Origin of the sequence: Micromonospora sp. NPDC085948 (assembly GCF_040686315.1) — a bacterium.
GTDB lineage: Bacteria > Actinomycetota > Actinomycetes > Mycobacteriales > Micromonosporaceae > Micromonospora.
The window spans coordinates 119,744-138,115 of sequence record NZ_JBFBJW010000006.1 but is presented as its reverse complement, the minus strand read 5'-3'; the positions used below and the strand labels follow the sequence as shown (position 1 = coordinate 138,115).

Here is an 18,372-nt window from a genome sequence, read left to right as displayed (position 1 = left end):
CCCCATTATCGCGTCTCGGCCGGCACCAGACGCAGCGCGGCCCCGATCAGGTCCGGCGCGGCCGAGTCCAGCCAGTGGATCCGCTGGTCGCGCCGGAACCAGGACCGCTGCCGGCGGACGAAACGCCGGGTGGCGCGGACCGTCTCCTCGTGCGCCTGCGCCTCGGTCAGCTCACCGGCGAACAGGCGCAGCACCTGCTGGTAGCCCAGCGCCCGGCTCGCCGTCCGCCCCTCGGGCAGCCCGCGTGCGACCAGCTCCCGGGTCTCCGGCACCAGACCGTCGGCCCACATCCGGTCGACCCGCAGCGCGATCCGCTCGTCCAGCACGCCCGTGTCCAGGTCCACGCCGAGCTGCACGGACGGGTAGTACGGCGTGGGCTGCGGCAGCGACGCGGTGAACGGCGCGCCGGTGAGCTCGATCACCTCCAGCGCCCGCACGATGCGCCGGCCGTTGCCGGGCAGGATGCCCTCGGCGGCGACCGGGTCGGCGGCGCGCAGCCGCGCGTACAGCGGGGCCGGGCCGACCTCGGCCAACTCCCGTTCCAGCCGGTCCCGCAGCGCGGCGTCGGTCCCGGGGAACTCGAAACGCTCCAGCACCGCCCGCACGTACAGCCCGGACCCACCGACCAGCAGCGGCACCCGCCCCCGGGACAGGATGTCGTCCACCGCCGCGCGGGCCAGCCGCTGGTACTCCGCGACACTCGCCGGCTCGGTGACCTCCCAGATGTCCAACAGGTGGTGCGGCACGCCGTCCCGCTCGGCTGCGGTCAGCTTGGCGGTGCCGATGTCCATGCCCCGGTAGAGCTGCATCGAGTCGGCGTTGACCACCTCACCGTCCAGCGCGTGCGCCAACGCGATGCTCAGCGCCGACTTGCCCGCCGCGGTCGGGCCGACCACCGCGACGACAGTGCCCCCCGCGTCGCCTCTCACACCCGCGTCGCCTCTCACATCCGCTCCCAGGACGCCACGAAGTAGGCCACCCCGTAGGGGGCGGAGTCGTGCAGCAGCTCACCACGCCACCCTCCGCCGGCCGCCCGGGCCGCGCCGGCCAGCACCTGCCAGGGCGCCCGGCCGGCGGCCTTCAGCTCCGCCGACACCACCGGGTCGAGGCCGAGCAGGGCGTCCAGGTCCGCCTCGGCCAGAGCCGTGGCAACCCCCTTGTCGTACGCGCTGGCGCGCGGGTCGTCGTACCCGGGGGCCTTCTCGCCCCGGCAGGCCGACCCGTCACCGAGCACCAGCAACGCCACCCGGTCCCCCGTGGCGCCGACCTCGTCCGCGAGCGCGGCCAGCTCGGCCGGGCCGGCGTCGGCGGCCACCTGCACGGCGGTCACCGACATCCGGGCATCGTGCGCCCGCGCGTCGTGCGCCCGCGCGTCGTGCCGGGACAGCAACCACGCGCCGATGGTCAGGCTCAACGGCAGCACCGCGCCCCGGTCCGGCTGACCGGGGACCAGCGGCACGTCCAGGTCGACACCCCACGGCTGGAGGGAACCGGTGGCCGGGGAGTCGATCAGGCCGGTGACCGGGCCGGTGCCGAGCAGCACCACGGTGTCCGGGTCGACGGCCAGCAACCGGCGTACGGCCACGTCGCAGGACGCCCGCAGGCCGTCCAACTCCGGGGCCGCGGAGCCGGCCACCTCGGGCACGAGCAGGGGCGGATGTGGGCAGACGGCAGCGGCGACCAGTGGCACCCTTTCACCGTAGCGGGAATCGTCGGTGCGTCTCCGCGCCGATCCGGTCATTCGGCCCCTAGGACACCGTATGGTCACGGTCGGCGATAGGCGCTCGACGCGGACCGGGTGAGACCTGTGACAATGCCGGAAGCAACTTGGCTGCGCCGTGGCGGCGACGGGGGTTCGTTCCCTCGACGCCGGGAGAACGAGGATGGGCACATGAGCGACTGGACTGCCTTCGGACGGGTGGACGCGGACGGCACCGTTTACGTCAAGACCACCGAGGGTGAGCGGGTGGTCGGATCCTGGCAGGCGGGTGCGCCGGAGGAGGGCCTGGCACACTTCGCGCGCCGCTTCGCCGATCTGGTCACCGAGGTGGACCTGACCGAGGCTCGGCTCAAGTCGGGTGCGGCGGATGCCGGACACTCGGTGAGCACGATCCGGCGGATCCGTGCCACGCTGCCCGAGGCCAACGTGGTCGGCGACATCGACGCACTGGCCGCTCGCCTCGACAAGCTGGCCACCCTCGCCGAGGAGAAGGCCGGCGAGGCGCGCGCTGCCCGGGAAGCCGCTCGCGGCGAGGCCCTGGCACGCAAGACCGCCCTTGTGGAGGAGGCCGAGAAGCTGGCCGCCGAGTCCACCGGTTGGAAGACCGCCGGGGACCGGCTCAAGGAGATCCTCGACGAGTGGAAGACCATTCGTGGGGTCGACAAGAAGGCCGACGGCGAGCTGTGGAAGCGTTTCGCCGCCGCCCGGGACGGTTTCACCCGTCGCCGGGGCGCCCACTTCGCGTCCCTGGACTCCCAGCGCAAGCAGGCGCAGACGGTCAAGGAGGAGCTGGTCGCCGAGGCGGAGAAGCTCTCGGAATCCACCGACTGGGCCGCGACCGCCAACCAGCTCAAGGACCTGATGACCCAGTGGAAGGCCGCGCCGCGCGCTTCCAAGGAGGCCGAGCAGAAGCTCTGGGAACGGTTCCGGGGCGCGCAGGATGCCTTCTTCAGCCGGCGCAGTGAGGTCTTCTCCGCCCGGGACAACGAGCAGCGCGGCAACCTGGAGCGCAAGCAGGCCCTGCTCGCCGAGGCCGAGGCGTTGGACATCGACGCCGACCCGAAGGGCGCCCAGGCCAAGCTGCGGGAGATCCAGGCACAGTGGCACGAGGCCGGCCGGGTGCCCCGCGAGGCGGCCACCGGACTGGAGCGCCGACTGCGCGTCATCGACGACAAGGTCCGCGACGTGATGGACTCGGCGTGGCGCCGCACCACCAAGGAGGACAACCCGCTGCTCGCGCAGATGCGGGCGCAGGTGGCCGAGGCCGAGGAGCGGCTGGCCCGGGCACAGAGCGCCGGCGACGCGCGCCGGATCAAGGACGCCGAGCAGGCGCTCGCCGCCAAGCGGCAGTTCCTCCAACTCGCCGAGCAGGCCGGCTGAGCTGACGACGTCCGGAGCCCCCGGTCCCGCTCGGGACCGGGGGCTCCCGCGTCTCCACCCGCACGCCTCACCCGCCCTGGTGCACGCGCCCGCGACCCTCGTCCTCGCCCTTCGCGCCGCACGCGCCCGGCGCCCGGCGCCCGGCGCCCGGCGCCCGGCGCCCGGCGCCCCGGCAAGATCACACTCGATCCTGGATGTAGTGGCCACGAAGCGCCGGGATGCAACTACATCCGTGTTCAAGCGCGATCATGCAGGGGCGCGCGGCGCAAGGGGCAGCGGGCGGAGACGCGCGGTGTGGGATACGGCGCACGGGACGGACGGGCAGGGTGTGGGGGCGCAGAGGACCAGCGGGCCGCGGGCAGGTGCGGTCGGCGCGGGGCGCAGGGCAACGCACGCCGGACGCAGGGCGACGGCGCGCCGGGCGCGGGGCGACGGCGCGCCGGGCGCGGGGCGGCGCGCAGGCGCAGGTTGACGCATCGAGGCTGGCTGATCAGAATGAGCGACGGAGCCAGGTAGGGCCACCGGCACGAGGGCGACGAGGGCGGGACATCCGCCGTCGAGGGTCGCCGGTGAGCTGCCGCGAGTGACCACGTCCGCGTGACATGGGCCGTCGCGCACTGTCCGCGTACCCGAAAGGGGCCGTGAGGTGCGGACGGCCGCCCGCCGACGTCGTCATCGGACGGCGTCGGACCTCCGAAGTGGAGCTCGAATGTTCCGTCCCAAGGCTCTCGGCGGCGCGCTGACCGCGCTCGCCACCGTCGCGGCTGGCGTGTTCCTCGCCACCGCCGTCAGCACCAGCCCGGCCGTCGCCGCTGGCACCGGCTCCGGTTACCTGCACACCAACGGCAATCAGATCGTGGACAGCACCGGTGCCACGGTCCGGTTGACCGGCATCAACTGGTTCGGCATGGAGACCGACAACAAGACCTTCCACGGGCTGTGGTCGAACAACCCGTGGCGGGGGCAGCTCGACACGATGGCCCGGCTGGGTTACAACACGTTGCGGGTGCCGTACTCGAACGACGCGCTGAAGCCGGGCGCGACCGCCAGTGGGATCAACGACTTCGTCAACCCGGACCTGATCGGGCTGTCGCCGTTGCAGATCCTGGACAAGGTGATCGACTACGCCGGCAGCAAGGGAATGCGGATCATCCTGGACCGGCACCGGCCGACGTCGGCCGGGCAGTCGCCGTTGTGGTACACGTCGACGGTCTCCGAGGCGACCTGGATCAACGACTGGAAGATGCTCGCCCAGCGGTACGCGGGCAACCCGACGGTGATCGGCGCGGACCTGCACAACGAGCCGCACGCCGAGGGCACCAACCCGGCGGCCACCGGCGCGTGCTGGGGCTGTGGCGACACCACCCGGGACTGGCGGCTCGCCGCCGAGCGGGCCGGCAACGCGATCCTCGGTGTCCAGCCCAACTGGCTGATCTTCGTGGAGGGGGTGAGCTGCCCGAGCGGTGGCCTCTCCAACGTCTGGGACGGCGACACCAGCAACGACGAGGACTGCGGTTGGTGGGGTGGCAACCTGTCGAAGGCGGGTCAGTTCCCGGTACGGCTGAGCGTGGCCAACCGGCTGGTCTACTCGCCGCACGAGTACGCCACCTCGGTGTACCGGCAGACCTGGTTCGACGCCCCGGACTACCCGGCGAACATGCCGGCGATCTGGGACAAGTACTGGGGTTACCTCTACAAGCAGAACATCGCTCCGATCATGATGGGTGAGTTCGGTAGCACTCTGGTCGACCCGAAGGACAAGGTGTGGCTGGAGAAGTTGATGGCGTACACCGGGACCGGGGTGACGGGGATGTCCTTCACCTACTGGTCGTGGAACCCCAACTCCGGTGACACGGGCGGCATCGCGCTTGACGACTGGACGAACGTCAACACCACCAAGCAGGCGATCCTCCAGCCGTACCTGATCGCACCGTCGGGTGGCGGACCCACCGGCGGACCGACGGGCGGACCTACCGGCGGGCCGACCACCCCGCCGCCGGGTGCCTGCACGGCCACCTACCGGCAGGTCAACGCCTGGCAGGGCGGCTTCCAGGGTGAGTTGACCGTGAAGAACACCGGTTCGGCCGCGGTGAATCCGTGGTCGGTCACCTGGACCTGGCCGGCCGGGGTGACGTTGGGCAGTGGCTGGAACGCCACCGTCTCCCAGTCCGGCACGACTGTCACTGCCGCTGCGCCCAGTCACGCGCCGTCCCTGGCGGCGGGTGGGTCGGTCACCGTGGGCTTCACCGCCAACGGCACCGCCAGCGCCCCGGGTGCCGTGAAGCTCAACGGCGCCAGCTGCTGAACCGCTGGGACGGCCGATGCGGTGCGCATCGGCCGTCCCAGCCATTTACATTCACATGCTTCTATGCTTTCATCGGGAAAGCGTTTGCCTTCGCAGAGGTGGCCGCGAGCGCGGGAGCCGCTTTCCTTCACGTCATCGCACTGGCGGGCCACTGGTCCGGGCACGATTCGCCGCCCACGGGCATGGGTGTCGCGACGGTCCCGTCCGCCTCCTCGAAAGGAAGCAGCATGCGCACACCACAGCGTCGAATGACGCTGCTCGCCGCCACCGCCGCCGCCACCGCCAGCCTCGTCACCGCCGGGCTACTGACGTCCGTGTCCGCGCAGGCGGCCGCCGGCTGCCGGGTCGCCTACTCGGTCGCCAGCCAGTGGCCGGGCGGGTTCACCGGCAACGTCACGGTCACCAACCTCGGCGACCCGGTCTCCGGTTGGACGCTGCGCTGGTCGTACGGGGCCGGGCAGCAGGTCAGCCAGGCGTGGGGTGCCACCGTCTCGCAGACCGGGGGCCAGGTGTCCACCGCCAACGTGGACTACAACGGCAACCTGGCGACCAACGGCAGCGCCTCGTTCGGCTTCAATGCGAGTTGGAACAACGCCAGCAACCCGGACCCGACCAGCTTCACCCTGAACAACGTCGCCTGCACCGGCGGCACCACCACCCCGACCAACCCGGGCACACCGACGACCCCGCCGATCCCGAGCGATCCGCCGCCCAGCGTCCCGCCACCGACCGGTCTCGTCGGTTGGGCCACCCAGAACGGCGGCACCACCGGCGGCGGCGGCGCACCGGCCACCACCGTCACCAACGCGTCGGCGCTGACCAGCGCGCTGAACGCGACGGGCGCCGCGGTGATCCGGGTGTCCGGCACGATCTCCTGCTCGGGAATGCTGCGGGTCCGGTCCAACAAGACCATCCTCGGCAACTCCGGCGCCACCATCGCCGGCTGCGGGCTCAACGTCAGCGGTGACCGCAACGTCATCATCCGCAACCTGACCTTCCGGGACTGGAACGACGACGCGATCAACGTGCAGGAGTCGGCCACCAACGTGTGGGTCGACCACAACACCTTCAGCAACGGGTACGACGGCGCGGTCGACATCAAGCGCGGATCGGACTTCGTCACCGTGTCGTGGAACCGGGTCTTCAACCACGACAAGGCCATGCTGCTCGGCCACAGCGACGACAACGGCGCCCAGGACACCGGCCACCTGCGGGTGAGCTACCACCACAACTGGTTCGACGGGAGCAGGCAGCGCAACCCCCGGGTGCGCTTCGGCAACCCGGTGCACGTGTTCAACAACTACTACCGGGCCAACGGCGGCTACGGCGTGGCCTCCACGGAGAACGCCGGCGTGCTCGTCGAGGGCAACTACTTCGAGAACGTCAACGACACGTACCACCTGGGCGAGGCCGACTCCGGGCCGGGCCGCCTGGTCGCCCGGAACAACCACTTCGTCAACTCGCCCGCCGGGCAGACCGGCGGCAGCGTGGCCAGCATCCCGTACTCGTACCAACTCGACACCGCGAGCAGCGTCAAGTCCGTCGTGACGGCGGGCGCCGGCGCCGGCCGGATCACCGTCTGACCGAGGAAGGGCCCCTCGACGAGGGGCCCTTCCGTGCGCTCAGTACGTGGCGCAGCCGGCGGTGGGTGCGGGCGCGACCGGCGGTGCGCCGATCGTCGGCAGACCGAGCAACACCCCGGGGGTACGCGGGGAGCGGCCCGCCTCGGCCGCGTCGCCGGCCCGGGTCCGTCGGTGCGCCACCGGCGGTCCGTCGGCGTTGAGGTGGTGCGGAGCGGCGTACGTGATGGTGGTGTGCACGATGTCGCCCGGCCGGATCTGCCCAGCGAGGGACTCCCCACCCGCGGTCTCGGTCGCGAAGTGCACCAGCCGGCCGTCGCGGGCCCGACCGGACATCCGGCCGGTCCGCTCGTCCTTGCGGCCCTCGCCGACGGCGACCAGCACCTCGACGGTCTCCCCGACGAGCCGCTTGTTCTCCGCCCAGGTGATCTCCTCGACGCAGGCGACGAGCCGCTCGTAGCGCTCCTGCACGACCTGCTTGGGTAGCTGATCGTCCATGGTCGCGGCGGGGGTGCCGGGGCGCTTCGAGTACTGGAAGGTGAAGGCCGAGGAGAACCGGGCCTCGCGGACCACGTCCAGGGTGCGCTGGAAGTCGGCCTCGGTCTCGCCGGGGAAGCCGACGATGATGTCGGTGGTGATCGCCGCGTCCGGCATCGCCGCCCGGACCTTCTCGATGATCCCCAGGTAGCGCTCGGAGCGGTAGGACCGGCGCATCGCCTTCAGCACGTCGTCGGAGCCGGACTGCAACGGCATGTGCAGCGAGTGGCAGACGTTCGGCGTCTCGGCCATCGCGGCGATCACGTCGTCGGTGAAGTCCTTCGGGTGCGGGCTGGTGAACCGGACCCGCTCCAACCCGTCGATGTCGCCGCAGGCCCGCAACAGCTTGCCGAAGGCGTACCGGTCGCCGAACTCCACCCCGTAGGAGTTGACGTTCTGCCCGAGCAGGGTCACCTCCAGCACGCCCTCGTCGACCAGGGCGCGCACCTCGGAGAGGATGTCGCCGGGACGGCGGTCCTTCTCCTTGCCGCGCAGCGCGGGCACGATGCAGAACGTGCAGGTGTTGTTGCAGCCCACCGAGATCGACACCCAGCCGGCGTAGGTGGACTCGCGGCGGGTGGGCAGCGTGGAGGGGAAGACGTCGAGGGACTCCAGGATCTCCACCTCGGCGGCGGCGTTGTGCCGGGCCCGCTCCAGCAGCACCGGCAGCGCACCGATGTTGTGGGTGCCGAAGACCACGTCCACCCAGGGCGCCTTGCGGACGATCTCGCCCCGGTCCTTCTGGGCCAGGCAACCACCGACCGCGATCTGCATCCCCGGGTGCTTGTCCTTCACCGGGCGCAGCCGACCGAGGTTGCCGTAGAGCCGGTTGTCCGCGTTCTCCCGGACGGCGCAGGTGTTGAACACGACGATGTCCGGGTTGTCGTCGGAGGGCACCGCACGTACGTAGCCAGCCTGTTCGAGCAGGCCGGAGATGCGCTCAGAATCGTGGACGTTCATCTGGCAGCCGTACGTCACGACGTTGTAGGTCCTAGCCACCCTCTTGGTGCCCCTTCCCCTCGGGCTACCAGGGTAGCGGCCCAGTTGGCAGCCCCCACCCACCGGCATTGACCCGGCGGTCCACGGTGAGGGTTCCCGGCGGGGAGCACGCTGCCGCCCGGGCCTCGGCACGGTCACAGCGGGGAGCCGGAACGGTGCCCCGATCACAACAGGTGCAGGTCGATCACCCGGACGACGAACCGCCGGTCACGCAGGGTCCGCACCGTGGGGTGCTCCGCGCCGATGACCTCGGCCAGCCGGTCCGCCACCGCGCCGACGTCCTCGGCAGGGGCCTCGCCACCGGCGCGCGTCGACACCAGGGCGAGGTCACCGAGGCAGCGCAGCGTGTCGGGGTGATCCGCCCCGATCACCGCGGCCAGGCGACCGGCGGTCTCCCGCAGTCGCTCCCGCGCCGAGTCCCACGCCCCCTCCTCGGCGAGACACACCGCGTGGTTCACCTCCGCGGCAAGGGTGTGCGGGTGGTCGGGGCCGAGTATCTTGCGGAACTCACCGGACGCCCGGGCCGCCGACGTACGGGCTTCCGACCTGCGGCCGAGCGCGCGCTCGGCGGCAGCGATGTTACTCAGCGTGGCCAGGGTGTACGGGTGTTCCGGGCCGAGCCGGAGACCCTCCTCATACGCCTGGCTGACCGCGAGCATCTCGGTCAGTGCCCGAGTCGCATCGCCGACGGCCAGCAGGTTCGCCGCCCGGCTCGCCCGGCACGCCAGCGTGTCCGGGTTGTCCGGACCGAAGCGTTCGCCGAGTTCGCGGTAGGCCGTGTCGAACATCGGCGCGGCCTCGCTGCCCCGACCGGAGCTGCGCAGGGACACCGCCAGGTTGACCTGAGCGACGAGGCTCTGGCCGTCGTCCGGCCCGAGCACCTCGCAGTACGTGTCGTAGACCGCGCGCAGCAGGGTGGCCGAGCGCTCGTACTCGCCGGCCTCCCGCAGGTCGCTGCCGAGCCGCACGGCGGAGACGAGCGTGTCGGGATGGGTGGGGCCGAGCACCAGCCGCCGCCGCTGGTGCACCTCGTCGTCCCACCGCCGGGCCGACCGGTAGTCGCCGACCAGCCGGTACGAGACGGCGAGGTTGTTGGCCGCGCTCAACGTCCCCGGGTGGTCCTCGCCGAACACCTGGAGCCATGAGGCGTAGGTGGACCGGTCCCGTTCCAGGGCCTCGGCGTAGCGGCCGAGCGCTCGTAGGTCAGCGCCGAGGCCGCCGGCGGTCATCAGGCTGTGCGGGTGCAGCGGGCCCAGCAGCCGGTGTTGCTCGGCCAGCACCGCCTCGTCCAGGTCCCGGGCCTCGTCGAAGCGGCCCAGGCTGCGCAGGATGTTCGCCCGGTTGAACCGCAGGTGCAGCAACTGTCGACCCAGCGCCGACGTCTCGACCTCGTCGTGCGTGTCGCCGAGCCGGGCGCTCCAGGTGTCGTCCATCTCCTGGCTGAAGACGTCGGCCTGGTCCAGACCGCCGCGCTGCCACAGATAACGGACCCGGTCGATCAGGAGCTGACACACCGGCTCGTCGGGGCAGGTCAGCGCCTCGGAGACCTCCAGGTGCGGCCAGAGCATCCGCAGCCGGGCCCAGGTGGTCGGGTCGTCCACGTCGCCGCGTGGCCGGGACGCGGCCAGCACCAGGTGCACCTGGTGTCGGGCGCCGTCGATCTCGTCGTCGGTCATCCGGTCGCGGACCACCGCCTGCAACAGCCGGTGCACCTGCACCCGACCGCCCTGGACGTCGAGTTTGAGCAGCGCCAGGCGGTTGATCTGCTGGACCAGGGCACCACGTACGAGCCGCTCCGACACCGACGGGTCGAACGGCACGAGGGCTGCCGCCATCTCGTCGCTGTAGACGAGTTCGAGGGCGATCTCCGGAGCCAGCACCGAGCAGAGCTGCAACAGCCGGTACGCGGCCGGCGCCTGGTCGAGCAGCCGGTTCAGCGACAAATCCCAGGTCGCCTCCACCGAGAGGGCGCTCGGGCCGTGCCGCTCGATCTGCCGTAGGTAGTCGGCGACCGACGTGCCGGTGTCGGCGAGCCAGGCGCCCGCCGCGGCCACCGCGATCGGCAGGTCGCCGAGCGCCTCGGCCACCCGGTTGGCCTCCTCGGCGCCGATCGTGGGCACCCGCTGGGCGAGGTGCGCGACGGCCTCGGTGCGGTCGAAGACGTCCACCTGGATCGGGTTCGCCCGGTCACCCCAGGCGCGGTTGCGGGAGGTCAGCAGGACGTGCCCGGGGCCCTGCGGCAGGAAGGGCTCGATCTGGTCGAGCTCTTCGGCGTTGTCGAGTACGACGAGCCACCGCTCGTACGGTTCACCACGGCCGAGCACCTGGAGCACCGACCGGACCGTGTCGGGCAGGGTGGGACCGACGAGGATGCCGAGGCGACCGGCGAGGTCGGCCAGGGCGGTGTCGACGAACTGCGGCGGGTCCGCCACGATCCACCAGACCACGTCGTACGCGGACTTGAACCGGTGCACGTATTCCAAAGCCACCTGCGTCTTACCGACGCCGCCCATGCCCTGGAGGGCGACCGGCAGCACCACCGCGACGCCCCCGCCCTGCAACTGCGTGCGCAGTCGCGCCAGGTCGCCCTCGCGGCCGGTGAACCGGGCGTTCCGGTTGGGGGCGTTGAAGATCAACGGCTCGGTGCCGGGATAACGGGTGGCCCCGCCAGCCGGCCCGTCCGCCGACGACGGCACCGGCCGGCCGACCAGCCGCAACACCCGCTCCACAGCGGTCGCGGCGCTCACGTTGACCAGGGTGGTGGAGCTCCGGGCCGAAAACTCGGCCAACGGGCGCAGGTCGGCGACGTACACGGCCAGGGCCATGAAGTCGGAGCTCGGGCCGCGGTCGGGCGGACCGCCGGACGGCGTCGCCACGTAGGCCGGCGAGACCACGGTCAGCGTGCGCGGGGCCGGCGTGCCGGTGGAGCCGACGCCGGCCGTCGGCTCCACCACCCGCAGCCCGGACGAGCTGAGCACCTGCTCCAGCCACTCGGCCCAGATGGCGTCCTCCGGCGCGTACCGGAGCACGATCTGGTCGTCGATCGCCTCGGCGCGTCGGCGGAAACGGGCCTTGACCCGCTCCCGCACCGACTCGTCCATCACGGGCAGCGCCGTTACCGCGCCGGCGGTGAGGATCCCGGTCAATGTCTCGAACGCGGCCAGCAGCGAGGTCGGGGAGCCGGGCGGGTCGCAGAATGTCGCCAGCTTCTCCTCGTACGCGTAGTACGGCCGGTACGGCACCTCGACTGCGGCCCAGTACCGCTGGCGCTGCGCCTCGGTCATCTCCGCCGGCAGACCAGCGAACCGGCGCATGGCCAACAGACGACCAGCCTCGCTCTGCTCCTTCACGGCGTGGTCGACCCGCATCGGCACTGGCAGGACCCGGATGTCCCGCTGCCGGTACCGTTCCCGGACCGAGTGCGCGACCCGAGCTGCCCCGTCGATGCCCTGGTCGCTGAGGGTGAAACAGTCGACCAGGGTGTCCGGCAGGTGCAGGGTGCAGATGTCGGCGACGTCGCTCGACCCGGTCCGGCTGTCGATCAGGGTGAAGTCGTACTGCCGCTTCATGTCCGCCCGCAGCGCCTCGAAGAACTGCGCCCCGCCCAGCCGGTTGTAGAAGTTGTCCCAGTTCAACCCACTCACCGAGACGGCGTAGTCGCTGTTCTGCCGGCCGGCGGAGAGGAAGTCGAGAGCACCGCCGTCGGGGAAGTTCCAGCGCAGCGAGAACGCGTGCCGGCCGACCCGGGCGTACTGCTCCATCCAGCGGTCCGGCCGGTCGTCGAGCCGGGTGGTCTCCCACTCGTAGTCGCGGATGATGTCGATCACGCCGCTGGCGCCCTGGATCGCCCCGGTGTCGAGGAACGGGTGGAAGAAGCGATGCAGGCCGGGTGACTCGAGATCCCAGTCCGCGACCAGCACCCGCTTACCGTTGGCAGCGAGGATCCACGCGATGTTGGCCAGCGCCGTCGTCCGTCCCGTTCCACCCTTGAACGAGTAGAAGGTGATGACCTGACCTTCGCGATCAGCGCTCATGCCTGTCCTCTCTGGACCGGGCGTCATGCCCGATCAGAACGGTTGCGGGTCGATGATCCGGGCGACCAGCCGCCCCTCCCGCAGCGCGCGCACGCTTGGATGATCGGCCGCGACCACCTCGCCCAGCTTGACGACCGGGTTGGTGATCGCCGCCGACGGCCGGTCGCCGTCGCTCTCCCGCAGGACGAGATCCAGGTTCGCCCGGCAACGCAGGGCGTCCGGATGGCTCACTCCGGACTTGCCATCCCAACGGTCCGCGGTCGCGCGGAGGCAATCGATCGCGGCATCCCGGCTGCCCTCCTCGGCGAGACAGATGCCGAAGTTCTCCTCCGCCGCGAGGGTGTGCGGGTGGTCCGGCCCGAGCACCTCGCGCAGCGCGCTGGCGGCCCGTTCGGCTGTGGCGCGGGCCTGGGTGGCCCGCCCCACGGCTCGCTGCGCGACGGCAAGGTTGCTGAGCGCACCCAGGGTGTGCGGGTGGCGGGCACCCAGCCGCCGCTCGTAGATCATCGCCACCTGCTCGGCCTCGGCCACGGCGCGGTCGTTCTTGCCGAGTGCCAGCAGATTGGCCACCAGAGCCGCCCGGCAGATCAGGGTTTCGGGATTGTCCCGCCCGAACTTTGCCTCGAGCACCGGGTACGCCGAGTCGAGCAGTCCGGCTGCTTGCGTCTCCTGACCCGCACAACGCTGCGACACCGCGAGGCTGACCTGGGCGTTCAAGGTGTCCCCCGCCTCGCTGCCCATCTCCTTCAGGCCGGTGAGTTGATCACGGAGGTCGACCAGCATCGCCGCCGATTTGCCGTATTCGCCGGCCTCTCGCAGGTCGCGTGCCAGTTGCGCGATCGAGTGCAGCGTGTACGGGTGTTCCGGGCCGTGCACGAGCCGGCGGTGATGGAGAACGGCATCGTCCCCGTTGCGCGCCGACTCGAAATCGCCGACGAGGCGATAGGAGTGCGCGAGGTTGTTGCCCGCGATGAGCGTCCGCGGATGCTGTTCGCCGAACTCCTCACTCCAGAGGTCGTAGGTCTTCTTGTCGTGCTCGAGCGCCTCGGCGTAGCGGCCGACCGCCCGCAGATCGGCGCCCAGGCTCCCGGCCGTCATCAGGGTGTGCGGATGCCGGTTGTCCAGGAGCTCCCGCTGCTCTCCAAGGACCTGCTCGTCGAGGGCGAGGGCCTCGTCGTAGCGGGCCAGTGCCCGCAGCACGTTCCCACGGTTGAAGCGCAGGTGCAGCAACTGCCGGAGCAGCGTGGCGACCTCGTGGGTGCCCTGGAGGCGGTCCAGCCCCGCCGACCAGACCTCGTCGGCCTCCGCGGCGAACGCGTTCGCCTGATCGAGGTCACCCCGACGCCACAGATACCGCACCCGGTCGATAATCAACTCGCGGGCCGACTCATCCTGGCTGCTGACCACGCCGGAGGGCTCGAAGTGCGGCCAGAGCATCCGGAACGTGTCCCAGGTCTGTGGATCGTCGGTGTCGCCCTTGGGGCGGGCTTCAGCCAGCACCTGGTGCACCTGGTGCCGGGCGTCGGCGAGTTCCTGCACGGTCATCGTTTCCCGGACCGCCGCCTGGAGCAGCCGGTGCACCAGCACCCGCTTCTCCGATGTGTGGATCGTGACCAGCGCCGACCGGTTCATCTGCTGGACCAACCGCCCCCGCACCTCGCGCTGGGAAACCTCGGGGTCGAACGGCTTCAGCGCCGCAGCCATCTCGTCGTTCTCCAGCAGCAGGTCCGTGTGGATCTCCGGGGCCAGCACCGAGCAGAGCTGCAACAAGCGGAACGCCGCCGGGAACTGCGTACGCAACCGTGCCAGCGACAGGTTCCAGGTGGCCTCCACGGAGAGGGCGGTGGGCCCGTGCCACTCGATCTGCTCCAGGTACGCGTCGACCGAGGTACCGGTGTCCGCCAGGTACGCGCCGGCGGCGGCCACCGCGACCGCCAGGTCCCCCAACGCGTCGGCGATCCGCCCGGCCTCCTCTTCGGTGAGGGAGGGCACCCGGCGTCGCAGGTGGGCGACGCTCTTCGCGCGGGCAAAGACGTCGACCTGGACCAGGGTGGCCAACTCCGCCCAGGTCGGGCTGCGGGAGGTGAGCAACACGTGGCCACCGCCGGTCGGCAGAAAGCCCTCGACCGGGTCGACCTCCTCGGCGTTGTCGATCACCAGCAGCCACCGCCAGCGCTCACCCCGCCCGAGCGCCTCCCGCACCGCCCGGACGTCGTCAGCCCGGTCCGGGTGGCCACCGACACCGAGCCGGGCGGCGAAGGCCGCCAGGGACTTCTCCACGTCGGCGCCGGCCGACTCCGTCGCGCCGATGGTGATCCACCAGACCACGTCGTACGCCGACTTGAAGCGGTGTACGTACTCCAGGGCGAGTTCGGTCTTGCCGACACCGTCCATCCCCTGGAGGGCGACCGGCTTGGCGGGGGTCAGGTGTCGACGCAGGTAGGCCAGCTCACCTTCGCGGCCGGTGAAGCGCGCGTTGCGGTCTGGGGCCTCGAAGACGGCAGGCTCGGCGGCCGGGAAGCGCAGGCCGGCGTCGGCCGGATCGTCGGCACGCAGCGGCGGCGGTCGGTCCACCAGCCGAAACAGCCGCTCCGCGGCCTCCTCGGCGCTGACGTTGAACAGACTGGTGGACGAGGCCACCGGGAACTCCGCGAGGGGCCGAAGATCACTCACGTAGACCGCGAGCGGAGTGGTGCCGGCGGCCGGGTCGCGCGGGGGCAGTGCCGCAGGGGGCAGCGCCACGTAGGCCGAGGAGAGAATGGTCAGCGTACGGGCCGGTGGCTTGGCGCGGGGCTCGGCCGGTCGGGTGCCGTCGACGACCTCGACACCGGTGGCGCTGAGCACTTTCTCGATCCATTCCGCCCAGACCGCGTCCTCCGGGGCGTAGCGGAGCAGGAGGTCGTCGGGGAGCGCGGAGCGGCGCCGGAAGCGGGCCTTCTGCCGCTCGCGCACCGACTCGTCCATCGGCGGCATCGCGCTCACCTCGCCGTCGGTCAGCTCCGCGGTGAGCCTCTCGAACGCGGCCAGCAGTGAGGTGGGCGAGCCGGGATCGTCGCCGAAGGTCGCCAGCGTCTCCTCGTACGCGTAGAACGGTCGGTACGGCACCTCCACCGCCGCCCAGTAGCGCCGGCGCTCCTCCTCCGTCATACCGGTGGGGAGCCCGGTGAATCGGCGCATCGCGAGCGCCCGTCCGGCGTCGGCCTTCTCCTTCTCCGCCTGGTCGACCCGCATCGGCGCCGGCAGGATCCGGATGTCGCGCTCTCGGTGGTGCTCGGCGGTGCGGGCGACCCGAGCCCCGCCGTCGATGCCCTGGTCGCTGAGGGTGAAGCAGTCCACCAGGATGTCCGGCAGGTGCAGCGTGCAGATGTCGGCGACGTCGCTGAGCCCGGTCCTGCTGTCGATCAGGGTGTAGTCGTACTCGCGTTTCATGTCCGCGCGCAGCGCCTTGAAGAACCGGTCGCCATTCAGCCGGTTATAGAAGGTGTCCCAGTCCAGGCCGCTCAACGAGGTGGCGTAGTAGCTGTCCTGCCGGCCGGCGGAGAGGAAGTCCAACCCGCCACCGCCCGGGAACTCCCAGCGCAGCGAGAACGCGTGCAGGCTGACCCGGGCGCACCGCTCGACCCAGCCCTCCGGCCGTGCCGCCTCGAGGATGGTCTCCGACTCGTAGTTCCGGATCAGGTCGATGACCCCGCCGGTCCCGCCGATCGTCGCCTCCTCCAGGAAAGGGTGGAAGAAGCGGTGCAGGCCGGGCGATTCGAGGTCCCAGTCGGTGACCAGCACCCGCTTGCCGTTGGCTGCCAGGATCCACGCGACGTTGGCCAGCGCCATCGTCCGGCCCGTTCCACCCTTGAACGAGTAGAAGGTGACTATCTTTCCGTCGCGCTCACTCCTCATCGGGCACCTCCGGGGCTTTGAACGATGACGGGACCGGGGTGCGCAGGCTGGGTGGCCGGGTGCCCGGCCCCGATGCCGGGAACACCGCGCCGTGCTTCAGGTAGAGCCGCCGGGCCTCGGTCACCAGGGTCGGCATCAATCCGGCGAACTCGTCCATGCGGCCGACCCACCGGGCTCGTGTCATTCCCGCGTCCTGGAGCACGCCGAGCGCAAGCCGGGCCAGATCGGCGCTGCGCTGCGCGTCGCGCGGGTCGTCGGCGTCGGTCACCACGAGCGGGACCGCCCACTGCGGAAGCGCCCGCGCGGCGGCCCGCAGAGTGGACGCGCCGCCAGGCAGCTCGGTGATCCACGGGTCGATCAGGACGACACCCGGGCGGATCTCGAGCAGGTCCTCGGCGTCGACGAAGTCGGTGGTGCGCACCGGCAGACCGAGTCGCTCGGCGGTGCTCGCGGCGTACTCGGCCAACGGGAGTTCCTGTCGTGCTCCAAACGGGCGCCAGAGCGAACTGCGCTCGGCGTACGAGGACGGCTCCCGTCCCTGCGGCGGCCGATCCCGGGTGGGCGCCAGCACCGCCACCACGAACGCCGGGTCTGCCGAGGTCTGCCGCGACACCTCATCCAGGGCTGGCGCTCGGGACGGGCGCAGCCAGAACCGCTGGGTGGGCTCCACGATCCGCCGGGCCAGCCGCCCGAGCAGGACCCGATACTGGTCCTGGTAGGCGTTGAGCATGCAGAGCGCTCGCATGCCGTTCTCGGCGTACTCGGGGACGTCCCGTCCCAGGGCCAGTGCCGCATCGAGCTCGGGATGGGCTTCCCAACTGGGGATCGGGATCCAGAGCACCGGTGCCACGTGTTCGGCCGCCACGACGGGAGGCACCGACCCCGCGCCCGCGGCCGTGAGCAGTCTGGCCAGGAAGGATTTCTGCTCGCCCAGCGCCCACGGCCTGTTGAAGTAGCCCGGCGAGTAGAGCGGCACGAACACCTGGGCCGCGCCGAGGGCACCCGCCAGGGCCGCCTTCACGTCGGCGCCCGGGGGGATGTGCTGGTCGATGAAGCCGATCTCCACGCCCGGCCGTGGGGACGCCAGCCGACCCACCTCGTTCGACAGGTCGGCGAAGAACCGGCGGACCCAGACGTCGGTTTCGGTGCGGGCGCTCCGCACGGGTGCGGAATGCGCATAGCTGAGGAAGAAGTACGTCTCTCGCGTCGGTGCCGCCCCCGCGGCGGTGAGCGGCGTCATACGGCTGCCTCCTCGGTGAAGACCGTGCGCAACTCGTCGACACCCTTCGGCACCAGCGGATGGACGCGGTAGGCCCGGTGGATCGCCACCACCCGCTGGGCCAGACGCCACACCACCGCGCGGTACGCCTGTTCCATCTGCATGGTCAGCAACCCGTAGACCCCCTCCTGCTCGTACTGGCGCGCGACGGAGTTGTCGTCCCGTATCGCGGTTGGCGAGAACCGTTGGATGGCACGGAGGCTCGGGGGCAGTGCCGCCTCGGCAGTGGGCGACCAGTTGACGGGCACGATCGCCGTCTCATGCGCGGAGGCACCTGGACTCAGCGGCTCGATACGGCGTCGCGCGAAGGCGTGCCACTCCATCGCACACCATGTGCTGGTGATGAAAGAGCTGGACACCAAGGGGATGAAAACCTGGCAGGTGCCGGCCGCGTTCAGCAGTTCGGGGGTCCACCGCTCACCGCCGGAGAGCGTGCTGTCCATGAACCCGGGATCCACCCCGGTCGGCAGCCCGACCAGCTCGCTGACGTGCGTGGAGAGGTCGTCGAAGAACCGGAAGACGTACTCCTGGGGGTTGTTTCCGGCCCGCCGGACCGTCGGACGGGAATAGCTCACGAAGAACAGCGGGGTTCGCGAATTGACGACCGCCACCGCTTCGCTCACCGTCGTTCCTCCGCCGGCCGG

10 protein-coding genes are annotated in these 18,372 nt (G+C 71.2%); 3 read left to right on the top strand and 7 right to left on the bottom strand.

The features are described from left to right. Positions 1–5: 5 nt before the first annotated feature. Together miaA and AB0O48_RS18040 are read right to left on the bottom strand one after the other, a co-directional pair. Positions 6–929: a tRNA (adenosine(37)-N6)-dimethylallyltransferase MiaA gene (miaA, locus tag AB0O48_RS18045; protein ID WP_365066871.1), complete on the bottom strand. Its 924-nt coding sequence runs from the start codon at positions 927–929 to the stop codon at positions 6–8. A gap of 14 nt (positions 930–943) precedes the next feature. Then, entirely contained in the window at positions 944–1,741 is a 798-nt protein-coding gene (locus tag AB0O48_RS18040; RefSeq protein WP_365066868.1) for a class III extradiol dioxygenase subunit B-like domain-containing protein, read from the bottom strand. 150 nt (positions 1,742–1,891) lie between these two features. On the opposite strand from AB0O48_RS18040, the gene AB0O48_RS18035 reads away from it, so the two are divergent. The 3 genes from AB0O48_RS18035 to AB0O48_RS18025 all read left to right on the top strand — a co-directional run bounded on the left by AB0O48_RS18035 (position 1,892) and on the right by AB0O48_RS18025 (position 6,988). Then, positions 1,892–3,100, top strand: coding sequence for a DUF349 domain-containing protein (locus AB0O48_RS18035; protein WP_365066866.1), 1,209 nt, complete (start codon positions 1,892–1,894; stop codon positions 3,098–3,100). Positions 3,101–3,809: 709 nt separating this feature from the next. Continuing rightward, positions 3,810–5,405: a cellulase family glycosylhydrolase gene (locus AB0O48_RS18030; protein ID WP_365066863.1), complete on the top strand. Its 1,596-nt coding sequence runs from the start codon at positions 3,810–3,812 to the stop codon at positions 5,403–5,405. Positions 5,406–5,632: 227 nt separating this feature from the next. After that, the gene (locus AB0O48_RS18025; RefSeq protein ID WP_365066860.1) at positions 5,633–6,988 is read left to right on the top strand and encodes a cellulose binding domain-containing protein; all 1,356 of its coding nucleotides are present in this window, start codon (positions 5,633–5,635) and stop codon (positions 6,986–6,988) included. A 39-nt stretch (positions 6,989–7,027) separates the two neighbouring features. On the opposite strand, the gene miaB is transcribed toward AB0O48_RS18025, so the two are convergent. The 5 genes from miaB to AB0O48_RS18000 form a co-directional block, all read right to left on the bottom strand. Next, the gene (miaB, locus tag AB0O48_RS18020) at positions 7,028–8,521 is read right to left on the bottom strand and encodes a tRNA (N6-isopentenyl adenosine(37)-C2)-methylthiotransferase MiaB (RefSeq protein ID WP_365066857.1); all 1,494 of its coding nucleotides are present in this window, start codon (positions 8,519–8,521) and stop codon (positions 7,028–7,030) included. Between the two features lie 164 nt (positions 8,522–8,685). Then, positions 8,686–12,555, bottom strand: coding sequence for an FxSxx-COOH system tetratricopeptide repeat protein (gene fxsT, locus AB0O48_RS18015; RefSeq protein ID WP_365066854.1), 3,870 nt, complete (start codon positions 12,553–12,555; stop codon positions 8,686–8,688). 33 nt (positions 12,556–12,588) lie between these two features. Beyond that, positions 12,589–16,449: an FxSxx-COOH system tetratricopeptide repeat protein gene (gene fxsT, locus AB0O48_RS18010; RefSeq protein WP_365066851.1), complete on the bottom strand. Its 3,861-nt coding sequence runs from the start codon at positions 16,447–16,449 to the stop codon at positions 12,589–12,591. Continuing rightward, positions 16,439–17,689, bottom strand: coding sequence for a TIR-like protein FxsC (locus tag AB0O48_RS18005; RefSeq protein WP_357247485.1), 1,251 nt, complete (start codon positions 17,687–17,689; stop codon positions 16,439–16,441). Before AB0O48_RS18005 ends, fxsT (AB0O48_RS18010) begins: the two co-directional genes overlap by 11 nt. Further along, a complete protein-coding gene (locus tag AB0O48_RS18000) occupies positions 17,686–18,351 on the bottom strand; it encodes a TIR-like protein FxsC (protein WP_357247482.1) in 666 nt (221 codons plus the stop codon). The genes AB0O48_RS18005 and AB0O48_RS18000 overlap by 4 nt, the downstream gene beginning before the upstream one ends. Between the last annotated feature and the right edge of the window lie 21 nt (positions 18,352–18,372).

Coding starts and splice junctions, on each gene's coding strand:
- fxsT (WP_365066851.1), bottom strand. CDS start 16,449: ATGAGGAGTGAGCGCGACGGAAAGATAGTCACCTTCTACTCGTTCAAG.
- AB0O48_RS18035 (WP_365066866.1), top strand. CDS start 1,892: ATGAGCGACTGGACTGCCTTCGGACGGGTGGACGCGGACGGCACCGTT.
- fxsT (WP_365066854.1), bottom strand. CDS start 12,555: ATGAGCGCTGATCGCGAAGGTCAGGTCATCACCTTCTACTCGTTCAAG.
- AB0O48_RS18040 (WP_365066868.1), bottom strand. CDS start 1,741: ATGACCGGATCGGCGCGGAGACGCACCGACGATTCCCGCTACGGTGAA.
- AB0O48_RS18005 (WP_357247485.1), bottom strand. CDS start 17,689: ATGACGCCGCTCACCGCCGCGGGGGCGGCACCGACGCGAGAGACGTAC.
- AB0O48_RS18030 (WP_365066863.1), top strand. CDS start 3,810: ATGTTCCGTCCCAAGGCTCTCGGCGGCGCGCTGACCGCGCTCGCCACC.
- AB0O48_RS18025 (WP_365066860.1), top strand. CDS start 5,633: ATGCGCACACCACAGCGTCGAATGACGCTGCTCGCCGCCACCGCCGCC.